Here is a 24,076-nt window from a genome sequence, read left to right as displayed (position 1 = left end):
ACGCTGAGCGCATGGCCCTCCGCGGAACCCGACCCCCGTCCGTCCTGCTCCGCCGACTCGTCACCGTCCCGCGCGTCGTGCGCCGGGCGGACGCTCGTGCGGCCCGGCGGCTGAACGCCCGTCGCCCGTCGCCCGTCGTCGACGGGGCGCTCGTGGGGCTCTCCCGGGCCGCGGACCACGGAGTCCTCTGGGCCGGCGTCGGCGTTCTGCTGCTCCTGGCGGGCCGTCCCCGCGAGGCTCTGCGGGGGACCGCCTCGCTCGCCGCGGCCAGCGCGCTCGCGAACCTGGTCGGCAAGCGCGTGTTCGGCGGCGACCGGCCGCTCCTCGTCGACGTCCCGGTCGGCCGGCGCCTGGCGACGGTGCCGATGTCGGCGTCCTTCCCCTCGGGGCACGCGGCGAGCGCCGCTGCCTTCGCCGCCGGGGTCGCGCTCGAGTCGCCCCGAGTGGGGGCGGCGGTCGCCCCGCTCGCCGCCGCCGTGGCCTTCTCCCGCCTGCACGTCGGCGTCCACTGGCTCTCGGACGTCCTCGGCGGCGCGGCGCTCGGCGCGGCGGTCGCGGTCGTCGGCCGAGCCGTCCTGCCGGCCGAGCCGCGCCACGTGCCCGTCTCGGAGCGCGCGACCCGGCCCCCCGTCGACCGCAGCCCGCTGGGGGACGGCGCCGCCCTCCTCGTGGTCCTCAACCCCGGCGCGGGCCGGGACTCGCACCGCCCGGATCCCGAGCCGCTGGTCCGGGCCCGGTTCCCGAAGGCGCGCGTGCACCGGCTGACCGAGGGGGAGGACCTCGCCGACGTGGTGCGCGAGGCGCGCTCGGGGGACTCTCCGCCCCGGGTGCTCGGGATCTACGGCGGGGACGGGACCATGTCGGTCGGTGCCGCTCTCGCCCGCGCCGAGGGGATGACGCTGCTCGTGCTGCCGGGCGGGACCATGAACCACTTCGCGAAGGCGCTGGGGCTGCTCACCGTCCAGGACGCGCTCGACGCGGCGACGATCGGCGAGCGCCGCGACGTCGACGTGGCCGAGGTCGTCGCGGACGGGGGAGACCCGGTCACGGTGCTCAACACGGTCTCGATCGGCGTCTACCCGGAGTTCGTCGCGGCCCGCGAGAAGCGCGAGAAGCGGATCGGGAAGCCGCTCGCCGCCGTGATCGCGGCCCTCTCGGTCGTGCGGCGCACCGATCCGTTCGAGCTCCGGCGCGACGGGCGCACGCAGCTCGTCTGGTCGTACTTCGTCGGGGTGAACCAGGAGCACCCGCGCACGGCCGCCCCGCTCGCCCGGCGTCGGCTCGACGACGGCCACCTCGACGTGCGCATCCTGCACTCAGGACGGACTCCGCGCACCCGGGGAGCGTTCTCGCTCCTGCTCGGCCGTACGGCGACCCCGGTGGTCGGCCGTGTGCCCGGCTGGCGGGCACCGGTGGTGGAGTCGTTCTCGACGCCGGAGATCACCGTCGGCGCGCGCCGGCCCGCGGGGGACGACCCCGAGTGGGCGCACGACGGCGAGACCGAGCGCTTCGACGGCTCCCGCGACGGATTCGACGAGGCCGTGGTGCGGATCGTGCCGCTGGGCCTGCGGGTCTACGCGACCGCCGACTAGGGGGCGGTGCCGGCCCGGTCCTCGCCGTCCGGATCCGCCAGCAGCTCGGCCAGCGCGTCGAGGGCGGCGACCTGCCCGGCCACCACCAGCGAGCGGGCCTCGCCGAGCGGGTGCCACCGGGCGTCCTCCAGCTCGGGGAAGCTGCGCAGCACGCCGGAGCCCCGCGGCCACTCCAGCTCGAAGGTGTTGCTCGCGACGAAGGCGGTGTCCGCGAGTCCGCGCCCGGCGAAGACGGTGACGGTCTTGGCCGCGCTCTGCCGGAACGCGCCGAGGAGGGTCAGCTCCCCGACGGGCGGAGGAGCGCCGGTCTCCTCCTCGAATTCTCGGCGCGCGGCGTCCAGCGGCGTCTCGTCGCCCGTGTGCACGCCCTTCGGGATCGTCCACGCGCGGGGGCGCCGGGTCCAGAAGGGGCCGCCCATCCGCCCGAGGAACACCTCGGTGCCGGAGGGGCCCTCGCGGTGCAGCAGGATCCCCGCGCTCGTCACCGCGGCCATCGCGTCTCTCTGGTCATCCCGCCATCCTGCCCCGCGCCCGTGGAAGGATCGGCAGGACCCGCCCGCGACCGCACGGAGTGAACCATGCACGACCACGAGATCCTCCGACAGCTGCGCGACGCGCTCGGCGACGCGGTCCTGACCGAGGGCCCCGGGTTCGAGGCCGTGCACACCGACAAGTCGGGCTTCTCCGCACCGGGTCGCGCGCTCGCGCTCGTCGCTGCCCGCTCGGTCGAGGACGTGCAGGCGGCGCTGCGCATAGCGACGGAGCACCGGCTCCCGGTCGTGCCGCGCGGAGCGGGAACGGGCCTCGCTGCCGGGGGAGTGGCGAGCGAGGGAGCGCTCGTCCTCTCGACCGCCGCGATGGACCGCATCCTCGAGGTGTCGCTCGAGGACGAGCTGGCGGTCGTCGAGCCCGGGGTCATCAATCAGGCGCTGTCGGACGCCGTCGCTCCGCACGGCCTCGTCTTCTCGCCCGACCCCGCGAGCCGCGCGATCTCGAGCATCGGCGGCAACATCGCGACGAACGCCGGGGGGCTGCTGTGCGCCAAGTACGGCGTGACCCGGGAAGCGGTGCTCGGGTTGACGGTCGTCCTCCCCGACGGACGACTGCTCCGCACCGGCCGCCGCAGCGTGAAGGGAGTCACCGGGTACGACCTCACCGCGCTCCTGACCGGCTCCGAGGGGACGCTGGGCGTCATCGTGGAGGCCACCGTGAAGCTCCGCCCGATCCCGACCGGGCGCGTGGTCACGGTCGGCGCGTACTTCCCGAGCGTCGTCGCCGCGGCCGCCGCCTCCGCCGCGATCACCGCCGCGCGGCTCCGTCCCGCGGTGATGGAGCTGATGGACGAGGCGGCGCTCGCCGCGATCTCGCGCTACACCGGAGCGAGCCTGGACCGCGGTGCCGCCTACCTCCTCGTCCAGACGGACGGCGGAGGAGCGGCGGAGGAGTCGCAGCGCGTCCTCGAGATCGTGACCGCCTCCGGGGGCGCCGCCGAGGCGACCGAGGACCCGGCCGAGGGCGAGGCTCTGCTGGCCGTCCGCCGGGCCTTCCACCCGGCGCTCGAGGCGGAGGGCCGGGTGCTGATCGAGGACGTCTGCGTGCCCCGCTCGGCGCTGCCGGCGATGTTCGCGGCGATCCGCGGCATCGAGGAGCGGACGGGGCTCAGCATCCCCACCGTCGCCCACGCGGGGGACGGGAACCTCCATCCGAACTTCGTGCTGCCCGCGGGGGACGGACCCGTGGGGGAGGACGTCTGGGGCGCCGCGGCGGAGCTCTTCCGCACGGCCCTGGCCCTCGGCGGCACGCTCACGGGCGAGCACGGCGTGGGACTGCTCAAGCGGCGCTGGCTGGCGGAGGAGCTGGGCGAGGACTCGCTGGCGTTCCAGCGCGGGATCAAGGCCGTGTTCGACCCGCTGGGGATCATGAACCCGGGGAAGGTCTTCTGAGGAGGGCGCCCCGGGCTACAGCAGCTCGGCCGTGATCATCGAGGCGGTGAGCACGATCGTCGCCGCGGACATGAGCCAGTAGAGGACCGTCTCGCGCCAGGACCCGGAGGAGCCCAGGACGGGCAGCGCGGCGTAGCCTCCGGTGGTCCAGACGTGGCGCAGCGGTGTCCGGCGCAGGCGCCGCGGCAGGCGCACGCGCAGCGGCCACAGCCAGTTGATCCCGCCGGTCGTGAGGGCGTCGCCGGCCACGTGCACGAGGTAGCCCAGCGTCGCGGCGACCCGGAGCCACGCCCAGGTGCCGTCGGCGAGCACGACGAGCAGGACCGTGACGACCGTCGCCCCGGCCCAGGCGATGCGCCAGGAGGGGGCGGCCCGGACGGCCTTCGCGGCGAACGCGAGGGCGGGCAGCGTGAGCACGGCGGCCACGGCGACGGGGCCGACGACCGGCACCGGGAAGCGCAGCGCCGTGAGCACCGGCACCAGGTACCAGACGACGGCGACCGCGAGCAGCGAGTGCATCCCGTGCCGGTGCCCTCCGCTGATCCGGCCCGCGGTCGCCGTGAGCAGGGAGGCGCCCGGCGCCGAGCGGGAGACGGTCGCGCTCGCGTGGTCCGCGTCGGGCACAAGGGCCCAGCCGGCGGCGACTCCGAGGCCGACCAGTCGGAGGTCGAGCGGGAGACCCGCGAGGCCGAGGGGCCCGGCGACGGCGGGCACGGAGGCGGCGACGGCCCAGGCGAGCGCACCGGACACGGCGTGCGGGCGGCCCATCATCGCGGGTCGGCTCCTTCGACTGGGCGCTGCGAGGCCGAGGACGACCGCGGCGGCACGAGAGAACCCCCGGCCGAGTGCGTGAGCACGGACCGGGGGTGAGGGTGGGCGATACCGGACTCGAACCGATGACCTCTTCCGTGTGAAGGAAGCGCGCTACCAACTGCGCCAATCGCCCAGGGGGACGTGCTGGACGACCCGAGAGACGATCGTAGCGGATCCGCGGGGCCCGGATGCACCGCCGACGCCCGCCACGCCCGGGTGAACGGACGGCGACGAGCCGGTTTCGCGCGGAAAGACGCGGATCGGACTCCGAGCGGCGGGATCGGCGTCCGCTCGATTTGGATTCCGGCGCCGCTGTCGTATACATTCTTCTAGGTCGAGCCGGGCAGCGAAAGCGCCGGACAGACAGCAAGACAGCACGACACGCAAAACGGCAACACCAGTACGACCTACATGCGGATGTGGCGCAGCGGTAGCGCATCACCTTGCCAAGGTGAGGGTCGCGAGTTCGAATCTCGTCATCCGCTCGAACACCGGTCCTCGGACCGGCGTCATCGGGACGGCACCCTCGGGTGCCTCCCACCTGGTCGGCCCTCGGGCCGCCGACACCGAATCCCGTACACGGTGGATTGGCCGAGAGGCGAGGCAGCGGCCTGCAAAGCCGTATACACGGGTTCGAATCCCGTATCCACCTCGATCGTTCACCGAACGAGGCGCTCCGCACGGAGCAACGGGCGATTGGCGCAGCGGTAGCGCGCTTCCCTGACACGGAAGAGGTCACTGGTTCGATCCCAGTATCGCCCACCACGAGAACCCCCGGCCCCTGGCCGGGGGTTCTGTCGTTCCCGGCTCCGGCGCTACCCTCGCAGGATGCCCGCCCCGATCCCCGTCGACGACCAGGGCACCCTCCTGCGGCTCGTCTCGCGGGACGACGGACCGGCCCTCGCCGCCGCGTACCGGCGCAACCGCCGGCACCTCGCGCCCTGGGAGCCGAGGCTCGACCCGCTTCTTCGAGGCGGGGGGCCAGACCGACGCCGTCGCGGACGCGCTCGCCGCGCACCGGGCCGGCAGCGTCCTCCCGCTCGTCCTCGACGCGGGCGGCGTGATCGTCGGTCGGCTGACTCTCGCGAACATCGTCCGCGGCGCCTTCGACAGCGGCGATCTCGGCTACTGGCTCGACAGCGGTCTGCAGGGCCGCGGCGTGATGACCCGCGCGGTCGGAGCCGTCCTGCGCACCGCGCGTGAGGATCTGGGGCTGCACCGCGTGCAGGCCGGGACGCTCCTCCACAACGTCGGATCGCAGACCGTGCTGCAGCGCAACGGCTTCGAGCGGATCGGCGTCGCGCGGCGCTACCTGCGGATCGCCGGGGAGTGGCAGGACCACGTCCTCTTCCAGGCGCTGCTCGAGGGCGGCCCGCTCCAGCCTCCGCCGACTCCGCTCGTCTAGGGTGAGCGGCGCCGGCTTTCTCCCGGCGCTCCGAGCGGGAGGGACGCGCCCATGACCACGCGGCACATCGGCGGACGAGAGTTCGACTTCGAGCGGCAGGTGGCCGTGATGGCGGTGGTGAACCGCACGCCCGACTCCTTCTACGACAAGGGCTCCACCTTCGCCCTGGACAGCGCCATCGCGGCCGCCGTGCGCGCCGCGGAGCTCGGCGCCGACTGGGTCGACATCGGCGGAGTGCCGTTCGGCCGCGGCCCCGCCGTCACGCTCCAGGAGGAGCTCGACCGGGTGGTCCCCGTCGTGGCGGGCATCGCGGAGCGGAGCGACGTGGTCGTCTCGGTGGACACGACGAGCGCCGAGGTCGCGCGCGCGAGCATCGCCGCGGGCGCCTCCGTCATCAACGACACGAGCGGGCTGCACGACCCCCGGATGCTCGAGGTCGTCGCCTCCTCCTCCGCCCAGCTCGTCATCACCCACAGCGTGGGCGCCCCCCGCAGCGAGCCGGAGAGACCCGAGTACGACGACGTCGTGGCGACCGTGGTCGACCATCTGCGGAGCCGCGTCGATCGCGCGCTCTCGGGTGGAGTGCCTGCCGGGAGGATCATCGTCGATCCGGGTCACGACCTGAACAAGAACACCCTGCACACGCTCGAGCTCACCCGCCGGCTGGGCGAGGTGGCCGCGCTCGGCTTCCCGGTGCTCGCCGCGGTGTCCAACAAGGACTTCATCGGCGAGGCGCTGGACCGGCCGCAGGGGGAGCGCCTCGAGGGTTCCCTCGCCGCCGCGGTGATCTGCATCCTGAACGGTGCGCGGATCGTGCGCATGCACGACGTGCGCCAGGCGGTGGACGCCGTGCGGATGACGGAGGCGGTGCTGGGCTGGCGGGCGCCCGCCTTCCTCCGCCACAACGTGGAGCCGGCGGCGTGAGCGCCCGCATCGACGGCCTGTCGCCGGCCGGGCAGGACCTGTCCGACGAGGCTCTGCTGGCCCTCTACGCGGACGGGGCGGGCGAGGAGTGGCTCCGGGGCAACTTCGTCGCGAGCGTCGACGGAGCGGTCACCCGCGACGGCGTCTCGGGCGATCTCGGGGGAGCGGCGGACCTGCGCGTGTTCGACCTGCTCCGCCGGCTCGCCGACGTCGTGCTCGTCGCGGCCGGCACGGTGCGGACCGAGGGCTACGGCCCGATGGTGCTGAGCGACGAGTCCGTGCGGGCGCGGCTCGGCACCGGGCTCGCCCCGCAGCCCGTCTTCGCGATCGTCTCGGGGTCGCTCGACCTCGATCCCGCCTCGCGGATCTTCACCGAGGCGCCGGTGCGCCCGGCCGTCGTGACCACCGGCTCCTCGCCGGCCCGCCGCCGCGCGGAGCTCGCCGAGGTCGCCGACGTGCTCGTCTGCGGCGACGCAGAGCTCGACGCGACGCGGATGCGGGCGCAGCTCGCGGAGCGGGGGCTCGGCAGGATCCACTGCGAGGGCGGTCCGTCGCTGCTCGGGACCCTGCTCGCCGCGGACGCCGTCGACGAGCTCTGCCTGACCGTCGCTCCGACGCTCGAGGCGGGGGACTCCGGGAGGCTCGCCCGCGGCGACGTTCCCGGACCGCGCCCGCAGCACCTGGCGCACGTGCTCAGCGCCGGCGACACGCTGCTCCTGCGCTACCTCCGCCGGCGCTGACCCGCCCTACTCGCGGCGCCGCTCGTTCCCGTCGCGCTTGGCCTCGGAGGCCGGACGGGCGGCGATCACGGGGTGGGCGCCGGTGAAGCCGTCACGGGCGGACGCGATCGCCAGGATGCGCGGCTTCGCGACGTGCCAGCCCACGATCAGGGCGGGCACGCCGACCACCGCGACGATCCCCACGGTCCAGGTGCCGGTCGGGAAGTCGACGGCGATGAGGACTACCACGATCACCAGGAACGCCAGGGTGAGCCACGAGGTCACCGGGGCGCCGGGCATCCGGAAGGACGGGCGCTCCAGGCGCCCCTGGGCTGCCCAGCGCTGCAGCTGCATCTGGCAGAGGACGATCATGCCCCAGCCCGTGACGATGCCCAGCGCCGAGACGTTGAGGACGATCTCGAAGGCCTCGGACGGCACGAAGAGGTTCAGCACGATCCCGATCAGGGTGATGCTCGCTGTGAGCAGGATGCCGCCGTAGGGGACGCCCTGCTTGTTCATACGGCCGGTGAAGGCGGGGGCGGAGCCGTTGAGCGCCATGGAGCGGAGGATGCGGCCGGTCGAGTAGAGCCCGGCGTTGATGCTGGAGAGCGCGGCCGTCAGCACGACGAAGTTCATGATCGATCCGGCGATCTCGCCCGAGGAGCCGTCGCCCAGCGAGCTGAAGAACGTGACGAACGGGCTCTCGCCCTTCGAGTAGGCCGTGTAGGGCAGCAGCAGCGTCAGCAGCAGCACCGAGCCGACGTAGAAGACGGCGATGCGCAGGATGACCGAGTTGATGGCGCGCGGGATGACCTTCGCCGGCTCCGCGGTCTCGCCCGCCGCCGTGCCGACCAGCTCGACTCCGGAGTAGGCGAACACCACGCCCTGGACGACCAGGACGCTGGCGATCAGGCCGCCGGGCAGGATGCCGCCGTTGTCGTTCCAGAGGCTGATCCCGGGGTCCACGGCGACGCCGCCGGACTGCAGCGGCCAGCCCGCGGCGAGCACGACGACGCCGATCACCAGGAAGACCACCAGCGCCGTGACCTTGATGAGCGCGAACCAGAACTCCAGCTCCCCGAAGACCTTGACCGAGACAAGGTTCAGCGAGAGCACGACGACCAGGGCGATGAGTGCGAGGAGCCACTGGGGCACGGAGGAGAAGAGCGACCAGTACTTCACGTACAGGGCCACCGCGGTGACGTCGGCGATCGCGGTCATCGCCCAGTTCAGGAAGTACATCCATCCGGCGACGAAGGCGGCCTTCTCGCCCAGGAACTCGCGGGCGTAGGAGATGAAGGAGCCCGAGCTCGGCCGGTGCAGGACCAGCTCGCCGAGCGCGCGGAGGATCAGGTAGGCGAAGACGCCGCAGACCGCGTACACGACGACGAGCGAGGGACCGGCGGTGGCGAGTCGGCCGCCCGCGCCGAGGAAGAGGCCGGTGCCGATCGCGCCGCCGATGGCGATCATCTGCAGCTGCCGGGGCTTGAGCCCGGGACGGTAGCCCTCCTGCTCCTTCGAGAAGTCGGGCTGCGCGGGCCCGCGGTCGTCGTCGCTCTGCGTCACGGGGGCTCCCTCGTCACCGGATCGTGCCGGGCGGCTGCTCCGGCACGCCCGTCAGGGTAAGGGCGCGCTGCTCGGAGGAGGCGGGTGGCGCGGTCCGCGGCATGCGGATCCTCTCAGGATCGGGGCGCCTACCCTGGAGGCATGAGCGGTCCCGACCTCGCACGGCAGTCCTCGCTCGAGGGCGTCCGGATCCCGTCGCCGGCGAGGCGCCTGAACGGCGGCACCGATCCGGCGCTCGTCTGGCGCAACGAGCTCGACGGGCTGACCTTCCGCGTGGACGCCGGGTACCTGAAGTGGAATCCCCGGTCCACGGGCGTCGACCTCCGTCGCGAGATCGCGCGTCTGCGCTGGCTGGAGGGGCGGATCGACGCGCCCCGGATCCTGGAGGCGGGCGAGGACGAGGAGGGGCAGTGGCTCCTCACCGCACCGCTGCCCGGGCGGAGCGCCGTCGATCCGAAGTGGACAGCCCGGCCGGAGGAGGCCGTCCGCGCGATCGCGGCCGGCCTGCGGGCGGTCCACGCGCTCCCCGTCGACGCGGTGCCCGAGGAGCTGCGCGGCGACTCCTGGTTCGCGCGCCGGCCGTCGGCGCTCGGCGCGGCTCCGGAGCTCGTGGACCCCGTCGTGGTGCACGGCGACGCGTGCGCTCCGAACACGCTGGTCGACGACGACGGACGCTGGAGCGGCACGGTCGACGTCGGCGACCTGGGGGTGGGCGACCGCTGGGCGGATCTGGCGGTCGCCGCGGTCAGCCTCGGCTGGAACTACGGCCCCGGCCACACCCCGCTGCTCCTCGCGGAGTACGGAGCGGATCCGGACGACGAGCGCGCGGCCTACTACCGCGCGCTCTGGTCGTCCGAGTCCTGAGTCATTTCTTCTTCGCGGCCTCGTCGTCCTGGGCCGCGCCCTCGTCGCTGCGGTTCTCGCTCGCCAGGCGCAGCCAGCGTCCGTCGCGGACGTCCTTCTCGTGCACGGCCGCCTTCTTGTCGCTCGCGGCGGTGTCGCGCGGGGGGAGCTGGATGGTCTCCTCCGCCTCGATGCCCGCCTGCAGCTCGCGTCCGCGCTCGAGCTCGGCGTCGAACTCCGCGCCGAAGAGCAGGGCGATGTTGGTGATCCAGATCCAGAGGAGGAAGACGATCACCGCGCCGAGCGAGCCGTAGGTCTTGTTGTAGTTGGAGAAGTTGGCCACGTAGAACGCGAAGCCGGTCGAGGCGATCAGCCAGATCGCCAGGGCGACGATCGATCCGATGCTGATCCAGCGGAACTTCGGCTGGCGGATGTTGGGCGCCCAGTAGTACAGGATCGCGACGATCACGATCGCGATGACCACGAGCACCGGCCATTTCGCGATGTTCCACACGGTGAGGGCGGCGGGGCCGAGGCCCACGACGTCGCCGACGGCGGTCGCGACCGGTCCGCTGAGCACGAGGATGAGCGCCGCGATCACGATCAGGACGACCGTCACCACGGTCACGCCGAGCATCGTCGGGCGGAGCTTCCAGAAGGGGCGCCCCTCGTCGATCTGGTAGACGCGGTTCATCGCGCGGCCGAAGGCGCCGACGTAGCCGGAGGCGGACCAGATCGCTCCGACGACACCGGTCACGAAGGCGAGACCCGCGGCGGAGGAGCTGGTCAGCGCCTGGATCGGGTCGCGCAGCAGGTCGACGACCTCGCTCGACGCGAGGTTCCCGATCAGGTCGAGCACCAGATCAGTGGTGGCCTGCGCCTGGCCGAAGAGCCCCAGCACCGACACGATCGCGAGCAGGGCGGGGAAGAGCGCGAGCACGGCGTAGTAGGTGAGCGCGGCGGCGAGGTCGGTGCACTGGTCCGCGCCGAACTCGCGGGCCGTCTTCTTGAGGACGTAGAACCAGGAGCGCTTGGTGATGTCGGTGACGTCGTCGGGCTTCCGGGAATCGTCGGGATCGGGCGCTGTCTTCTCGCGGGTCGTGCTCTGCTCGGCCATGCGGACACGCTACGGGGCCGACAGTCGTCGGACGGCCCCCTTGACGGCGCGGCCGGTCGTGTCGCGGGTCAGGCCCGGCGCTGGCGCGCAGCGGCGAGGGTGCCGAAGAGGAGGAAGGAGCAGGTCGCGGCGAGGACGGTCAGCAGCGGAGCCTCCCAGCCGCCGCTCGCGTCGTGCGCGAACCCGATGACGGTCGGGGCGGTGGCGGCCACGGCGTAGCCGATCCCCTGCACCGTGGCCGAGAGCCGCGACGCGTGGGCGTCGGAGCGGGAGAGCCGCACGACGAGCACGAAGACCACCGTGAATCCTCCGCCCTGGGCCGCGCCGCCCAGCACGCACCAGAGCGCCCAGAGCTGCGGGGCGAGCAGCAGCCCCGCCGGCACTGTGCACCAGAGGAGGCCGACGAGCACGATGCTCCCCAGGGGTCCGAGCCTCCGGACCAGGAGCGGGACGCCGAGGGCGCCGGCGACCGCGGCGAGCTGGAACACCGAGGCGCTCGCGCCCGCGGTCGCGATCGAGAAGCCGTTGCGGTCGACGAGCAGCGAGGGGAGCCACGCCGTCACTCCGTAGTACGAGAACGCCTGGCTCGAGAAGCAGAGCGCGAGCGCCAGCACGGTCGCGCTGCGGAAGATCCGCGGAGCCGGTGCGGCCGGTGCGCGGTCGGCGCGGGACGGGCGGGGAGTCGGACGCAGGGCCGCCCGAGGCCCCACGGCCACGAGCCAGCCGGCCAGAGCGAGGGCGTTGAGGGCGAGCCAGACGAGCAGGGCGCCTCGCCAGCCGAGGGTTAGAGCGAGCGGAGCGGTGCCGAGCGAGGTGATCGTCGAGCCGATGTTGAGGGCCGCGGTGTAGACGCCCGTCGTGAGGTCGACGCGCTCGGGAGCGACGTCCCGCCGGATCACGACGGGGAGGACGACGTTGCCGATCGTGATGGAGACGCCGATCAGGATGGTGCCCGCCACGGCCGGTCCCACGTCGCCGATCGATCGGACGATCGTGCCGAGCGCGACGCCGATCACCGTGACGGTCACGGCGGCGTCGGGTCCCGCGCGGCGGATCACCAGGAGGGCGAGCGGAGTCGCCAGGGCGAAGCAGAGCACGGGGATGCTGGTGAGGATCCCCGCCTGGCCCGCGGACAGCGCGAGGTCCTCGCGCACCGCGTCGATGATGGGCGCGACGGCGACGATCGGACCGCGCAGGACCAGCGCGACCAGGGCGACCGCCACGACGAGGAGCCAGGGAGCGCTCCGGCGCGCGGTCATCGGGGCGTCGAGGGCCGCGGCACCCCGGTCAGCCGGTCAGGCCGGGGACCCCGGCCGAGAGGTTGCCGACGATGGTGAAGACGCCCGACACCAGACCGAGGATCCCGGTGACGAGTCCGGCCGTCGCGAGCCCGCGACCGCCTCCGACGAGCGGTGCGGCCGCCCGGCCCTTCGCCGAGAAGACGACGGCGAGGATCGAGGGGATCAGCAGCGGATTGATCAGCAGGCTCAGGACGCCGAGCACGAGGCTCGCGATCGCCATGGGGTTGCGGCCCGCCGCGGAGGACGGGGCGGACGGATAGGCGTACAGCTCCTGCTCCGGAGCGCCCGGGGGCGTGCCGTAGGCGGGAGCGGGCGCCGAGGAGGACGGACGGGACCGGTCCGTCCACGCCGCGCCGTCCCAGTAGAGCTCCGAGCCGAGGTCGGCCGGGTGCGGGTACCACCCGGGCGCGGGCAGCGGAGCGGAGTCGTCGGGCATGGGGCGAGTCTAGAGCGGCGCCGATCAGCTCTTGGGCTGCTCGATGCCGAGCGCGTTCCCGTCGGGATCGAGGATCCAGGCCGCCCAGACGCTGCCGCGGTCGGCCACGCCGTTCTCGGTGCGCAGCTCGTCGCTGTCGTAGTCCTCCGGAGCCACGCCCCGAGCCGCCAGCGAGTCCAGCTCGGCGCGCAGGTCGGCCACCCGCCAGGCGGCCTTGGTCTGCTCGTCCTTCGAGCCCGTGGTGCTGGAGGTGACGGTGAGCCGCGTGCCGCCGCAGGAGTAGGCGATCGCCGACTCGCTCTCCTCGAGGACCTCCAGTCCCAGGGAGCCGGCGTAGAAGGCGCGGGAGGCGGCGAGGTCGCGGGAGAGCAGAACGGGGCCGATGGGGGAGTCTGAGAGCACGGTGAGTCCTTTCGTCGGTGGGCCTCCAGTCGACGCCCGCTGCGGCCCGGCGCGGAAGGGGTTGCCACCGGGCGGGCCGGAGGGGGTCGGGCGCGGCAGAATGGCCTCGGCCGTGCCCGCCGCGCGGCCGGGAGGAGCCCTCATGAGCTGGACCATCGACGAGGTGGCGTGGACCCACCCGGACGCCGAGCGTCTGCGCGACGCGCAGCGGTGCGAGCTCGACGAGCGCTACGGCAACGACGACCACGAGCCCGGCACGCCGCCCTCGGCCGACGACGTGCCCGTCTTCCTCGTCGCCCGCGACGCGAGCGGCACGGCGGTGGCCTGCGGCGGACTGCGGCCTCTCGACGACGACGTCCTCGGACCGGGGGCGATCGAGGTGAAGCGGATGTTCGCCGACCGCGCCGCCCGCGGCACCGGAGCGGCCACGGCCGTCCTGCGCGCGCTCGAGGCGCGGGCGGCCGCTCTGGGCACGACGCGCCTGGTGCTGGAGACCGGGACGCTCCAGCCCGACGCGATGCGGTTCTACCTCCGGGAGGGCTACCACGCCATCCCGCCGTTCGGCGCCTACATCGGGTCCGAGCACTCGGTCTGCTACGCCCGCGATCTCGCTCCCGGCGACTGAGCGTCAGTGGCGCAGGGTCTCCACCGGGTACTCGCCGAAGCGGCGGTGGTACGCCCCCGAGAAGCGGCCCTGGTTGAGGAAGCCCCAGCGCGCGGAGACGGCGCGCACGGTCTCCTCGCCCGGAGCGCCCTCGCGCAGCTCGACGCGCGCCCGGTCGAGACGCACGCCGCGCAGGTAGCCGAGCGGAGTGTCGCCGAAGTACCTCCGGAACGCGGCCTGCAGCGCCCGCGGAGTGAGCCCCGCCGCTGCCGCGATGTCGGACACGGTGACGGGCGACGCGGCGAACGCGTGCAGGAACTCGGCGGCACGCAGCAGGTGCTCGAGCCCCGGCCGCAGCACCTGCGCCGGAACGACGACCGGCCGGTGCGCGAAGGTCGCGAGCAGGTGCAGAGCGACGCCGCGCTCCGCCGCCACGAGCTGCAGCGCGGTCGCCTCGCGGCCCGACCGCAGGACGCCCGCGAAGTCGTCGACCGCCCGCCACCAGCCCGGGAGTGCCGACGCGGAGGCGATCGAGCGGTGGTCGAAGACGAGCGGCAGCGGCACGCCGTCGCCGGCCTCGGACGCGACCTGCTCGAGGAGGCCGGCGGCCACGTGCACGAGCCGCTGCTGGAAGTCGCGGCTGACGAACTCGAACGGACGCGCGCTGGGGAACACGACCGGCCGCCCCGGCAGGTGGACGATCCGATCGCCCTCCGGGTCCACCACGCTCGTGCCGGAGAGGAACCACGAGACGACGTACTCGCCCTCCGGACGCAGCCCCCCGGACACGGAGCCCCGGAACACCGACGTCCGCAGGCTCACGCCCTCGCTCCCGGAGACGTCGTAGCGGAAGGAGAAGGGCCGCTCGACCGGTTCCGTCCGGAATCCCGACCCGCCGTAGCCGTCCGAGTAGAAGCGCCGCGCCTCCTCCAGGTCGGCCCCGGAGCGCGTGAAGCGCTGCAGCGCAGGACCGGCACCCATCGGACCAGGATGCCACCTGGACGGATTGCGCACCGGTCGCCCCCGCGCCCCTCTCCGGGGCACGTCCTGTCGGCAGGGTGACGGGGTCGGACGACACGGACGGAGACGCATGGAGATCAGCGCACGCAGACTCGCGGCACGCGACGCGGTGGCCGTCGTTGCCGTGCTCGCCGCACTCGAGGGGGCGCTCGCCGTGGACTCCCTGCCGCCCGGCCTGGAGGAGGTCCTCCTGCACCAGCTCGAGCGCAGCTCGCTCGTGCTCCCCGGCGCCGACCGGGACGAGCTCGCCTCCGCTCTGCGCGCGCTCGGCGTCCGCGTGCTCGACGCGCTCGGGTAGAGGCCGCCGCCGACTACAGTCGAGGGGTCAACCGAGCCCGAGGAGTGCCCGCACGTGTCGAACGAACCGTCGAATCCCGCAGAGAACGAGTCCCACTCGGTCGTCACCGAGGCGGGCACGGGATTCACGCACTTCACCGACCGGGCCGTGGTCGCGATCCGCGTCAACGGGGAGCTCAAGGACCTCGCCGCCGACGTCGTGCCGGGCGACCGCATCGAGCCGGTGCTCATCTCCTCGCCGGACGGGCTGAACATCCTCCGCCACTCCGTGGCCCACGTGCTCGCGCAGGCGGTGCAGCAGATCAACCCGGAGGCGAAGCTGGGCATCGGCCCGCCCGTCACCGACGGCTTCTACTACGACTTCGACGTCGAGGAGCCCTTCACGCCCGAGGCGATGAAGGCGCTCGAGAAGGCGATGGACCGCATCGTCCGCCAGGGCCAGCGGTTCGTGCGCCGCGTCGTCTCCGAGGAGGAGGCGCGCGCCGAGCTCGCCGGCGAGCCCTACAAGCTCGAGCTGATCGGGATCAAGGGCGGGGGAGCCGAGGACGAGAGCGTCGAGGTCGGCGGCGCCGAGCTCACCATCTACGACAACGTCGACCCGCGTTCCGGCGAGACGGTCTGGAAGGACCTCTGCCGCGGCCCGCATCTGCCCAACACCCGCATGATCGGCAACGGCTACGCCCTGACCCGCAACGCTGCCGCCTACTGGCGCGGCTCGGAGAAGAACCCGCAGCTGCAGCGCGTCTACGGCACCGCGTGGCCCACGAAGGACGAGCTGCGCGAGCACCAGGCCCGCCTCGAGGAGGCGGCGCGCCGCGACCACCGCAAGCTCGGCCACGAGCTCGACCTGTTCTCCTTCCCGGACGAGATCGGCTCCGGCCTCGCGGTCTTCCACCCCAAGGGCGGGATCATCCGCTACGAGATCGAGCAGTACATGCGCGAGCAGCTGCTCGCCCACGACTACGAGCTCGTCTACACGCCGCACATCACCAAGGGCGACCTGTTCCTCACGAGCGGGCACCTGCAGTGGTACTCCGAGGGGATGTTCCCCCCGATGCACCTCGACGAGCTGCAGGACGAGGACGGCAACGTCACCCGCCAGGGCCAGGACTACTACCTCAAGCCCATGAACTGCCCGTTCCACAACCTGATCTTCCGCTCGCGCGGCCGCAGCTACCGTGAGCTCCCGCTGCGCCTGGCCGAGTTCGGCACCGTGTACCGCTACGAGAAGAGCGGCACCCTGCAGGGCCTCACCCGCGTGCGCGGCCTGACCCAGGACGACGCCCACATCTACGTCGCGCAGGAGGACGTGTCGGCCGAGCTGACCCGCAACCTCGAGTTCGTACTGCAGGTGCTGCGCGACTACGGCCTCGACGACTTCTACCTCGAGCTGTCCACGAACGAGGAGGGCAACCCGAAGTTCGTCGGTGCGCCCGAGCAGTGGGAGGAGGCGATCGAGTCGCTGCGCGCGGTCGCCGTCGCCTCCGGTCTCGAGCTGGTGCCGGATCCGGGAGGAGCGGCGTTCTACGGTCCGAAGATCTCGGTGCAGGCGCGCGACGCCATCGGCCGCACCTGGCAGATGTCGACCATCCAGCTCGACTTCAACCAGCCCGAGCGCTTCGAGCTCGAGTACACGGCCTCGGACGGCTCGAAGAAGCGGCCCGTGATGATCCACCGCGCGCTCTTCGGCTCCATCGAGCGCTTCTTCGCGATCCTCACCGAGCACTACGCCGGGGCGTTCCCGGTCTGGCTGTCGCCGGTCCAGGTCGTGGGCATCCCGATCGCCGACGAGTACCTGCCCTACCTCGAGGAGGTCGTCGGCGAGCTCAAGCGGTCGGGCATCCGCGCCGAGATCGACTACTCCAGCGACCGGATGCAGAAGAAGATCCGCAACGCCACGCTGCAGAAGGTGCCCTTCCAGATGATCGTGGGGGAGAAGGACCGCGACGCCGGAGCCGTCAGCTTCCGGTTCCGCGACGGCACGCAGGAGAACGGGATCCCGGTCGCCGATGCCGTCGCGCGCATCCGCGAGGCCGTCGCCTCGAAGGCGCAGGTCTGAGCGTGAGCGACGGCTGCGTGCCCGAGGGAGCGGAGGGCTCGGCGCACCTCGCCGGGGTTCCCGACGAGTTCCAGCGCCTGTGGACGCCGCACCGGATGGTCTACATCCAGAAGGGGCAGCCCGGAGCCGACGACTGCCCCTTCTGCGTGGCGCCGACGCTGAGCGACGAGGAGGCCCTCATCGTCGCCCGCGGGGAGCACGCCTACGTCCTGCTGAACCTGTTCCCGTACAACTCCGGCCACCTCCTGGTCTGCCCGTACCGGCACATCCCGCTCTACGACGAGGCCACTCCCGAGGAAGTGGCCGAGATCGGAGCGCTCACGCAGACGGCGATGCGCGTCGTCCGCTCGGTCTCGAACAACGACGGCTTCAACCTCGGGATGAACCAGGGCGCGGTCGCGGGAGCGGGGATCGCCGCGCACCTGCACCAGCACGTGGTTCCGCGCTGGGCGACCGACGCGAACTTCTTCCCGATCATCGCCCGCACGAAGGCGCTCCCGCAGCTGCTCGGCGACGTGCGGGCGAGCCTCGCGGCGGCCTGGCCGAGCCTCTAGACCGCCGCCCGGCCCCCTGTCCAGCGCCGCGGACGGCGGGCGCCGTCTCGTAGACTCGGAGCTGCCGTCGGCGGAAGTCGCCGCACAGAACAGGACTCGCGAACATGACCGACACCACCACTCCGTCCTCGTCCGCTCCCGAGCAGTTCGGCTCGAGCCGCGTCAAGCGCGGTCTCGCCGAGATGCTCAAGGGCGGCGTCATCATGGACGTCGTCGACGCCGATCAGGCCCGCATCGCGGAGGACGCCGGCGCGGTCGCCGTCATGGCGCTCGAGCGCGTCCCCGCCGACATCCGCTCGCAGGGCGGCGTCGCACGCATGAGCGACCCCGACCTGATCGACGGCATCGTCTCCGCCGTGTCGATCCCCGTCATGGCGAAGGCGCGCATCGGCCACTTCGTCGAGGCGCAGATCCTGCAGGAGCTCGGCGTCGACTACATCGACGAGTCCGAGGTCCTCTCGCCCGCCGACTACGTGAACCACATCGACAAGTGGAACTTCACCGTCCCCTTCGTCTGCGGAGCGACCAACCTGGGCGAGGCGCTGCGCCGCATCACCGAGGGCGCAGCGATGATCCGCTCGAAGGGCGAGGCCGGCACCGGCGACGTCTCCGAGGCGACCAAGCACATCCGCACGATCTCCGGCGAGGTCAACCGCCTGAAGGCGATGACCAAGGACGAGCTCTACGTCGCCGCGAAGGAGCTGCAGGCCCCCTACGACCTGGTCGTCGAGATCGCCCGGACCGGCAAGCTCCCCGTCGTCCTCTTCACCGCCGGCGGGGTCGCGACCCCGGCCGACGCGGCGCTGATGATGCAGCTGGGCGCCGACGGCGTGTTCGTCGGCTCCGGCGTCTTCAAGTCGGGCGAGCCCGCCAAGCGCGCGGCCGCGATCGTGAAGGCGACCACCTTCTTCGACGACGCGAAGGTCGTCGCGGAGGCCTCGCGCGGCCTGGGCGAGGCGATGGTCGGCATCAACGTGGCCGACGTGCCCGCGCCGCACCGCCTCGCCGAGCGTGGCTGGTAGCGCCGACGCGCCGCTCGCCGGCACAGGACCGACGCGGGAGTCCCTCGAGGGGCTCCGCGTCGGGGTCCTCGCGCTGCAGGGCGACTTCCGCGAGCACGCGCACGTCCTGCGCGAGCTGGGCGCCGAGGTGGTGCTGGTGCGACGCCCGGAGGAGCTCGCCACCGTCGCGGGGCTGGTCATCCCGGGCGGCGAGTCCACGGTGATGGACAAGCTGTCGCGCCTCTTCGGCCTCGCGGAGCCGGTCGTCGAGGCGATCAGTGCGGGGATGCCCGTCTACGGGACCTGCGCCGGGCTGATCATGCTCGCCGACCGGGTCCTCGACCGCATCGACGGCCAGAGCAGCTTCGGCGGCCTGGACGTGTCGGTCCGGAGGAACGCGTTCGGCAACCAGCTCGACTCCTTCGAGACCGATCTCGACGTGCCGGCCATCGGCGATCCGCCGGTGCACGCGGTCTTCATCCGCGCACCGGTCGTGGAGGAGCTGGGCGAGCGGGCGACCGCGCTCGCCAGCGTCGCCGACGGGCGGGTGGTCGCGGTCGAGCAGGGCAACCTCCTCGGGACGGCGTTCCATCCCGAGATCACCGGCGACTACCGGTTCCACGAGCTGTTCCTGCGGAAGGTCGCGGCGACGCGCTTCGGCGACTGACCCGCTGCCGTCCCCTCCGCCAGGGGTGGACGGTGCGGGAACCGCGGGCCAGGGTGGTCGCATGCCCGAACTCCCCGAGGTCCAGGCCCTCGCTCTCGATCTCGACGCGCGCCTGGGCGGACGCGTCCTCGAGCGGCTCGACGTGTTCGCGATCTCCGCCCTCAAGACCGTGGCCATCCCGCCGTCGGCTCTCTCCGGCGAGACCGTCCACGGAGTGTCGCGGCACGGCAAGTTCCTCGACCTCGCAGTCGGCGAGGCCCACGTCCTCCTGCACCTCGCCCGCGCCGGCTGGGTCCGCTGGCGGCCCGAGCGGCCGACGGCGCCGGCGAAGCCCGGCCGGGGACCGCTCGCCGCGCGGCTCGTCCTCGACGACGGGTCGGGATTCGACGTGACGGAGGCCGGCACCAAGAAGAGCCTCGCGCTCTCGATCGTCGCCGATCCGCTCGACGTCCCGGGCGTCGCCCGGCTGGGTCCCGATCCGCTGGACCCGGAGTTCACCGAGGAGATCCTCGGCGCGATCCTCGCCACGGCGGGCCGGGCGCAGGTGAAGGGCGTCCTCCGCGACCAGTCCCGCATCGCCGGCATCGGCAACGCCTACTCGGACGAGATCCTCCACGTGGCGCGCATGTCGCCCTTCAAGCCCGCCGCGCTCACCGCCGACGAGCTGGACCGCCTCTACGCGGCCCTCCGCTACACACTCGAGGAGGCGCTCGCTCGCGCCGAGGGCCTGCACGCGGCCGACCTCAAGCGCGAGAAGAAGCTCGGCATGCGCGTCCACGGCCGCACAGGAGAGGCGTGCCCCGTCTGCGGCGACACGATCCGCCAGGTGGTCTTCCACGACTCCACGCTCCAGTACTGCCCCACCTGCCAGACCGACGGCAGGATCCTCGCCGACCGGCTGCTGTCGCGGCTGATCAAATAGCGAGCCGGTCCCTGCCCGGCTCGCCGCGGTCGGCTTCCGGAGATGGCGGGGCGGGTGGAGCGGGTCGCGTTCGCCTACAGCGATCCGCTGGCACGCGGACCGTGCGTTCGGCGGTGCGGGGGGCGCGTGGGGAGGGCGGCTCGTCGCCGGCGAGACGGGCGCGGAAGGCTCGGTGCTCGGGCCGAGACGGGCGCGGACCGGCTCTCGAATAGACTGGCCCCTGCCATCAGCGGCGCCCTCGGGGGCCGCACGCAACGAGATTTCCGAGGGAGCACCGTGTCCGGGCATTCCAAGTGGGCCACGACCAAGCACCAGAAGGCGATCAAGGACTCGCGCCGCGCGAAGTCCTTCGCCAAGCTGATCAAGAACATCGAGGTGGCCGCCAAGATCGGCGGCGCCGACCTCTCCGGCAACCCGACGCTCGTCGACGCCGTGCAGAAGGCGAAGAAGACCTCGGTGCCGAACGACAACATCGACCGCGCGATCAAGCGCGGCGCCGGCCTCACCGGCGAGGTCATCGACTACACGACGATCATGTACGAGGCCTACGGCCCCAACGGCATCGCCCTGCTCGTCGAGTGCCTCACCGACAACAAGAACCGCGCCGCGGCGGACGTCCGCACCGCGATGACCCGCAACGGCGGCACCATGGCCGACCCGGGCAGCGTCGCCTACAACTTCGCGCGCAAGGGCGTCATCTCCGTGCCCCACGGAGAGAGCGTCACCGAGGACGACGTGCTCGGCGCGGTCCTCGACTTCGGCGTCGACGACGTGCTCGACCACGGCGAGAGCTTCGAGGTCCGCGTCGAGCCGAGCGAGCTCGTCCCGGCCCGCTCGGCCCTGCAGGAGGCGGGCATCGACTACGACTCCGCCGACATCGAGTTCGTCGCCTCCCTCCAGGTCGAGGCCGACGCCGAGACGGCCCGCAAGGTCTTCCGCCTGATCGACGCGCTCGAGGACTCGGACGACGTGCAGAACGTCTACACCAACCTCGACATCACGGCAGAGGTGCGCGCCGAGCTCGAGAACGAGGAGTGACGCGGTGAGCCCGGCCCGATCCCGGAGGGCGGCCTGATGCGCGTCCTCGGGATCGACCCCGGGCTCACCCGCTGCGGCGTCGGCATCGTCGACGTCTCGCGCGACCGCCGCGCGACCCTCGTGCACGTGACGGTCCTCCGGACACCGCCCGACGACGCGCTGGAGCGCCGCCTGCTGGCCCTGGGCGACGGACTCGAGGCGCTGCTCGACGAGCACCGCCCCGACGCCGTCGCGATCGAGCGGGTCTTCGCTCAGAACAACGTCAGCACCGTGATGGGCATCGCGCAGATCAGCGGCGTCGCCCTCGTCGCGGCGGCCCGTCGCGGGCTCCCGGTCGGGATGCACACGCCGAGCGAGGTGAAGGCCGCCGTCACCGGCTACGGAGCCGCGGACAAGCGCCAGGTCACCGCGATGATCCAGCGCGTCCTCCGGCTCGACGCCCCGCCGCGGCCGGCCGACGCGGCCGACGCTCTCGCCCTGGCCGTCTGCCACGCCTGGCGGGCCCCTCTCGCGCCCTCCTCCGGGTCGGCGGGAGCCGGTGCCGACGGAGCGGCGGGCGGCACAGCAGCGCAGCGGGCGTGGCGCGCCGCCGAGGCCGCGAGTCGAACGCCTGTTCGAGCATCTAGACTGACGCGGTGATCTCCTCCCTCCGCGGCACCGTCCTCTCCGCCCGCGGGAGCCTCGCCGTCCTCGACGTCCACGGCGTCGGCTACGCGGTGAACGTGACCCCGCAGCACGCGCTCGAGATGCGCGTCGGCGACGAGACCACGGTCAGCACCGTGCTCGTCGTCCGCGAGGACTCGCTCACCCTCTACGGCTTCCCCGACGAGGAGCAGCTCGAGATCTTCGAGCTGCTGATCGGCGTGACCGGCGTCGGCCCGAAGTCCGCCCTCGGCGTTCTCGGCGCGGTCGAGCCGGACCGGATCGCGCAGGCGGTCGCCGACGAGGACGACGGGGTGTTCCGGAAGGTCAGCGGCATCGGCCCGAAGACGGCCAAGCTGATCATCCTGTCCCTCGCCGGCAAGGTGACCGTCCGTCCGCGCGCCGCCCGCGGCTCCGGTCCCGCCGCCACCGCCGCGCAGAACGTGCTCGCGGCGCTCGTCGGCCTGGGCTGGCCCGAGCGCACCGCGGCCGATGTGGTCGACGAGATCCTGCTCGACGCGCAGGCCTCCGACGCCGCGAACGTGCAGGCGCTGCTCCGGCTCGCCCTCGCCCGCCTCGGTCCGGCGGCCCGCTCGTGAGCGACGAGGTGCTGGGCGCCGAGGTCGCGTCGGAGGCCGAGGTCGCCTTCGAGGGCGCCCTGCGGCCCAGGAACCTCAGCGAGTTCGTCGGCCAGCGCAAGGTGCGCGGCCAGCTCGAGCTGCTGCTCAAGGCCGCGGCCATGCAGGGCCGGACCCCCGACCACATCCTGCTCGCGGGCCCGCCCGGGCTCGGCAAGACGACCCTCGCGATGATCGTGGCGGAGGAGAGCTCCTCGCCCCTGCGGCTCTCCAGCGGCCCCGCGATCCAGCACGCGGGCGACCTCGCCGCCGTCCTCTCCTCGCTGCTGCCCGGCGAGATCCTCTTCATCGACGAGATCCACCGCATGGCGCGCTCCGCGGAGGAGATGCTCTACCTCGCGATGGAGGACTTCCGGATCGACATCATGGTCGGCAAGGGGGCGGGAGCGACGTCCGTCCCGCTGGATCTCGCCCCGTTCACGCTCGTCGGCGCCACGACCCGCTCCGGCCTGCTGCCCAATCCGCTCCGCGACCGCTTCGGCTTCACCGCGCACCTCGAGTTCTACGCGGAGGACGAGCTGCGGCAGGTGCTCGCCCGGGCGGCACGGCTGCTCGAGCTCGACATCGACGCGGACGCGATCGCCGAGATCGCCGGCCGCTGCCGAGGCACCCCGCGCATCGCCAACCGCCTGCTCCGGCGGGTGCGGGACTTCGCCCTGGTCCACGGCGGACGGGCCGACGTGACCGCCGTCCGCGCGGCGCTGGAGCTCTACGACGTCGACGCGCTCGGACTCGACCGGCTCGACCGCGCGGTGATGGAGATCGTGCTGACCCGCTTCGACGGCGGGCCGGTCGGCCTGAACACCCTCGCCGTGTCGGTGGGGGAGGAGGCGGAGACGGTCGAGGCCGTCGTCGAGCCGTTCCTCGTGCGGATCGGATTGCTGACCCGGACGCCGCGCGGCCGCGTGGCGACCCCCGCCGCCTACCGCCACTTCGGCATCGACCCCCGGGGGACGGCGGCTCAGCCGCCCCTGTTCCCCGATGATCTATGATTCTCTAGGCCCGACGGGCCGCTCGATCCGCTCCGCCTCGACCTGAGGCCGCGCGGCGGATCGCCCATCCACTCCGGAAGGCCCACCCATGGATCCGACGATCATCCTGCTCGTCCTGCTGCTCGCCGTGATGATCATCTTCATGTTCCGCAACAACAAGAAGCGCCAGCGCGACGCGGAGAGCATGAAGAACAACCTCCAGCCGGGGGTGGAGCTCATGACCGGCTCCGGCCTCTTCGGCACCGTCGTGTCGATCGACGACGAGGCGAACAAGATCGTCATCGAGTCGACCCCCGGCACGCTGCTGACCATCCACCGTCAGGCGATCGCCCGCCTCATCGACCCGAGCGAGAACGCCGTCGCCGTCGACACCGAGGACGAGGCCGACCCGCTGACCGCGACCGGCTCGCCCGAGTTCGGCGAGCGCGACTCCGCGCACCGCGACCCGCTGGTGGACCCGGTCGAGCGCGACCGCCGCCCCGACGCGCAGTAGTCTCCTGGTCGGGCCGGGCGCATCGGCGCCCGCCCGCCCTTCTCCACGCCCGGGCGACCCCGGGCCGATCACCGTCGACCGAAGAGAA

At 72.9% G+C, this 24,076-nt stretch carries 26 protein-coding genes and 4 tRNA genes; 21 read left to right on the top strand and 9 right to left on the bottom strand.

Going from position 1 to position 24,076, the window contains the following annotated elements:
- The first annotated feature begins 11 nt into the window (after positions 1-11).
- Positions 12-1,592 (top strand): bifunctional phosphatase PAP2/diacylglycerol kinase family protein, encoded by a 1,581-nt coding sequence (locus C5C71_RS03535; protein ID WP_104337153.1) that lies wholly within the window; start codon positions 12-14, stop codon positions 1,590-1,592.
- On the opposite strand, the gene C5C71_RS03530 is transcribed toward C5C71_RS03535, so the two are convergent.
- Entirely contained in the window at positions 1,589-2,086 is a 498-nt protein-coding gene (locus C5C71_RS03530) for an NUDIX domain-containing protein (RefSeq protein WP_104337152.1), read from the bottom strand. The two genes, C5C71_RS03535 and C5C71_RS03530, sit on opposite strands and share 4 nt — an antisense overlap.
- Before the next feature lie 84 nt (positions 2,087-2,170).
- Here C5C71_RS03530 and C5C71_RS03525 point away from each other — a divergent pair, with 84 nt between their 5' ends.
- Entirely contained in the window at positions 2,171-3,535 is a 1,365-nt protein-coding gene (locus C5C71_RS03525) for an FAD-binding oxidoreductase (protein WP_104337151.1), read from the top strand.
- A 15-nt stretch (positions 3,536-3,550) separates the two neighbouring features.
- On the opposite strand, the gene C5C71_RS03520 is transcribed toward C5C71_RS03525, so the two are convergent.
- Entirely contained in the window at positions 3,551-4,306 is a 756-nt protein-coding gene (locus tag C5C71_RS03520; protein WP_104337150.1) for a metal-dependent hydrolase, read from the bottom strand.
- Between the two features lie 102 nt (positions 4,307-4,408).
- Positions 4,409-4,481 (bottom strand) — tRNA-Val (locus C5C71_RS03515).
- Between the two features lie 280 nt (positions 4,482-4,761).
- Here C5C71_RS03515 and C5C71_RS03510 point away from each other — a divergent pair.
- From C5C71_RS03510 to C5C71_RS03485, 6 genes are all read left to right on the top strand, one after another.
- Positions 4,762-4,833 (top strand) — tRNA-Gly (locus C5C71_RS03510).
- A gap of 96 nt (positions 4,834-4,929) precedes the next feature.
- Positions 4,930-5,000, top strand: a tRNA-Cys gene (locus C5C71_RS03505).
- A gap of 38 nt (positions 5,001-5,038) precedes the next feature.
- A tRNA-Val gene (locus C5C71_RS03500) sits at positions 5,039-5,113 on the top strand.
- Between the two features lie 295 nt (positions 5,114-5,408).
- On the top strand, positions 5,409-5,753 hold the full coding sequence (locus C5C71_RS18050; RefSeq protein ID WP_308471737.1) for a GNAT family protein: 345 nt from the start codon (positions 5,409-5,411) through the stop codon (positions 5,751-5,753).
- A 51-nt stretch (positions 5,754-5,804) separates the two neighbouring features.
- The gene (gene folP, locus C5C71_RS03490) at positions 5,805-6,677 is read left to right on the top strand and encodes a dihydropteroate synthase (protein WP_104224638.1); all 873 of its coding nucleotides are present in this window, start codon (positions 5,805-5,807) and stop codon (positions 6,675-6,677) included.
- Positions 6,674-7,417: a pyrimidine reductase family protein gene (locus C5C71_RS03485; protein ID WP_104337149.1), complete on the top strand. Its 744-nt coding sequence runs from the start codon at positions 6,674-6,676 to the stop codon at positions 7,415-7,417. Before folP ends, C5C71_RS03485 begins: the two co-directional genes overlap by 4 nt.
- 6 nt (positions 7,418-7,423) lie before the next feature.
- On the opposite strand, the gene C5C71_RS03480 is transcribed toward C5C71_RS03485, so the two are convergent.
- Complete coding sequence (locus tag C5C71_RS03480; protein WP_258065531.1) at positions 7,424-8,962, bottom strand: amino acid permease; 1,539 nt, start codon at positions 8,960-8,962, stop codon at positions 7,424-7,426.
- 141 nt (positions 8,963-9,103) lie between these two features.
- Here C5C71_RS03480 and C5C71_RS03475 point away from each other — a divergent pair, with 141 nt between their 5' ends.
- Entirely contained in the window at positions 9,104-9,826 is a 723-nt protein-coding gene (locus C5C71_RS03475; RefSeq protein ID WP_104256166.1) for an aminoglycoside 3'-phosphotransferase, read from the top strand.
- Position 9,827: 1 nt separating this feature from the next.
- On the opposite strand, the gene C5C71_RS03470 is transcribed toward C5C71_RS03475, so the two are convergent.
- The 4 genes from C5C71_RS03470 to C5C71_RS03455 form a co-directional block, all read right to left on the bottom strand.
- Positions 9,828-10,922, bottom strand: coding sequence for a YihY/virulence factor BrkB family protein (locus C5C71_RS03470; protein ID WP_104239455.1), 1,095 nt, complete (start codon positions 10,920-10,922; stop codon positions 9,828-9,830).
- 68 nt (positions 10,923-10,990) lie between these two features.
- Positions 10,991-12,181: a CynX/NimT family MFS transporter gene (locus C5C71_RS03465; protein WP_104269504.1), complete on the bottom strand. Its 1,191-nt coding sequence runs from the start codon at positions 12,179-12,181 to the stop codon at positions 10,991-10,993.
- A gap of 28 nt (positions 12,182-12,209) precedes the next feature.
- Positions 12,210-12,659, bottom strand: coding sequence for a DUF2510 domain-containing protein (locus tag C5C71_RS03460; protein ID WP_104267377.1), 450 nt, complete (start codon positions 12,657-12,659; stop codon positions 12,210-12,212).
- Between the two features lie 24 nt (positions 12,660-12,683).
- Positions 12,684-13,061 (bottom strand): VOC family protein, encoded by a 378-nt coding sequence (locus C5C71_RS03455; protein ID WP_104261678.1) that lies wholly within the window; start codon positions 13,059-13,061, stop codon positions 12,684-12,686.
- Between the two features lie 142 nt (positions 13,062-13,203).
- Between C5C71_RS03455 and C5C71_RS03450 the strand changes: the two genes are divergently transcribed.
- Positions 13,204-13,686, top strand: a complete 483-nt coding sequence (locus tag C5C71_RS03450) for a GNAT family N-acetyltransferase (RefSeq protein ID WP_104317648.1) — start codon at positions 13,204-13,206, stop codon at positions 13,684-13,686.
- 3 nt (positions 13,687-13,689) lie between these two features.
- Here the strand turns inward: C5C71_RS03450 and C5C71_RS17460 are convergent, their stop codons facing one another.
- A complete protein-coding gene (locus C5C71_RS17460; RefSeq protein ID WP_219814148.1) occupies positions 13,690-14,646 on the bottom strand; it encodes an AraC family transcriptional regulator in 957 nt (318 codons plus the stop codon).
- A gap of 109 nt (positions 14,647-14,755) precedes the next feature.
- Here C5C71_RS17460 and C5C71_RS03440 point away from each other — a divergent pair, with 109 nt between their 5' ends.
- The 11 genes from C5C71_RS03440 to yajC all read left to right on the top strand — a co-directional run bounded on the left by C5C71_RS03440 (position 14,756) and on the right by yajC (position 23,988).
- Positions 14,756-14,983 carry a hypothetical protein gene (locus C5C71_RS03440; RefSeq protein ID WP_104224631.1) on the top strand — a complete coding sequence of 76 codons (228 nt, stop codon included), beginning with the start codon at positions 14,756-14,758 and terminating at the stop codon, positions 14,981-14,983.
- Positions 14,984-15,130: 147 nt separating this feature from the next.
- Complete coding sequence (thrS, locus tag C5C71_RS03435) at positions 15,131-17,041, top strand: threonine--tRNA ligase (protein ID WP_258068632.1); 1,911 nt, start codon at positions 15,131-15,133, stop codon at positions 17,039-17,041.
- 2 nt (positions 17,042-17,043) lie between these two features.
- Complete coding sequence (locus tag C5C71_RS03430) at positions 17,044-17,595, top strand: HIT domain-containing protein (RefSeq protein WP_244230646.1); 552 nt, start codon at positions 17,044-17,046, stop codon at positions 17,593-17,595.
- Positions 17,596-17,699: 104 nt separating this feature from the next.
- Positions 17,700-18,617, top strand: a complete 918-nt coding sequence (gene pdxS, locus C5C71_RS03425; protein WP_104224629.1) for a pyridoxal 5'-phosphate synthase lyase subunit PdxS — start codon at positions 17,700-17,702, stop codon at positions 18,615-18,617.
- 73 nt (positions 18,618-18,690) lie between these two features.
- Positions 18,691-19,263 carry a pyridoxal 5'-phosphate synthase glutaminase subunit PdxT gene (gene pdxT, locus C5C71_RS03420; RefSeq protein WP_244229657.1) on the top strand — a complete coding sequence of 191 codons (573 nt, stop codon included), beginning with the start codon at positions 18,691-18,693 and terminating at the stop codon, positions 19,261-19,263.
- Between the two features lie 61 nt (positions 19,264-19,324).
- Positions 19,325-20,185, top strand: a complete 861-nt coding sequence (locus tag C5C71_RS03415) for an Fpg/Nei family DNA glycosylase (RefSeq protein ID WP_104225339.1) — start codon at positions 19,325-19,327, stop codon at positions 20,183-20,185.
- Positions 20,186-20,461: 276 nt separating this feature from the next.
- The gene (locus C5C71_RS03410) at positions 20,462-21,223 is read left to right on the top strand and encodes a YebC/PmpR family DNA-binding transcriptional regulator (protein ID WP_104224772.1); all 762 of its coding nucleotides are present in this window, start codon (positions 20,462-20,464) and stop codon (positions 21,221-21,223) included.
- Between the two features lie 36 nt (positions 21,224-21,259).
- A complete protein-coding gene (ruvC, locus tag C5C71_RS03405; protein WP_104225338.1) occupies positions 21,260-21,862 on the top strand; it encodes a crossover junction endodeoxyribonuclease RuvC in 603 nt (200 codons plus the stop codon).
- The gene (ruvA, locus tag C5C71_RS03400; RefSeq protein ID WP_104225337.1) at positions 21,859-22,464 is read left to right on the top strand and encodes a Holliday junction branch migration protein RuvA; all 606 of its coding nucleotides are present in this window, start codon (positions 21,859-21,861) and stop codon (positions 22,462-22,464) included. Before ruvC ends, ruvA begins: the two co-directional genes overlap by 4 nt.
- A complete protein-coding gene (ruvB, locus tag C5C71_RS03395; RefSeq protein ID WP_104224769.1) occupies positions 22,461-23,495 on the top strand; it encodes a Holliday junction branch migration DNA helicase RuvB in 1,035 nt (344 codons plus the stop codon). The genes ruvA and ruvB overlap by 4 nt, the downstream gene beginning before the upstream one ends.
- A gap of 88 nt (positions 23,496-23,583) precedes the next feature.
- Complete coding sequence (gene yajC / locus C5C71_RS03390) at positions 23,584-23,988, top strand: preprotein translocase subunit YajC (RefSeq protein WP_104224768.1); 405 nt, start codon at positions 23,584-23,586, stop codon at positions 23,986-23,988.
- The last annotated feature ends 88 nt before the right edge of the window (positions 23,989-24,076 follow it).

The organism is Rathayibacter sp. AY1C1, assembly GCF_002932105.1.
GTDB lineage: Bacteria > Actinomycetota > Actinomycetes > Actinomycetales > Microbacteriaceae > Rathayibacter.
This window is presented reverse-complemented; position numbering and strand designations above follow the sequence as displayed.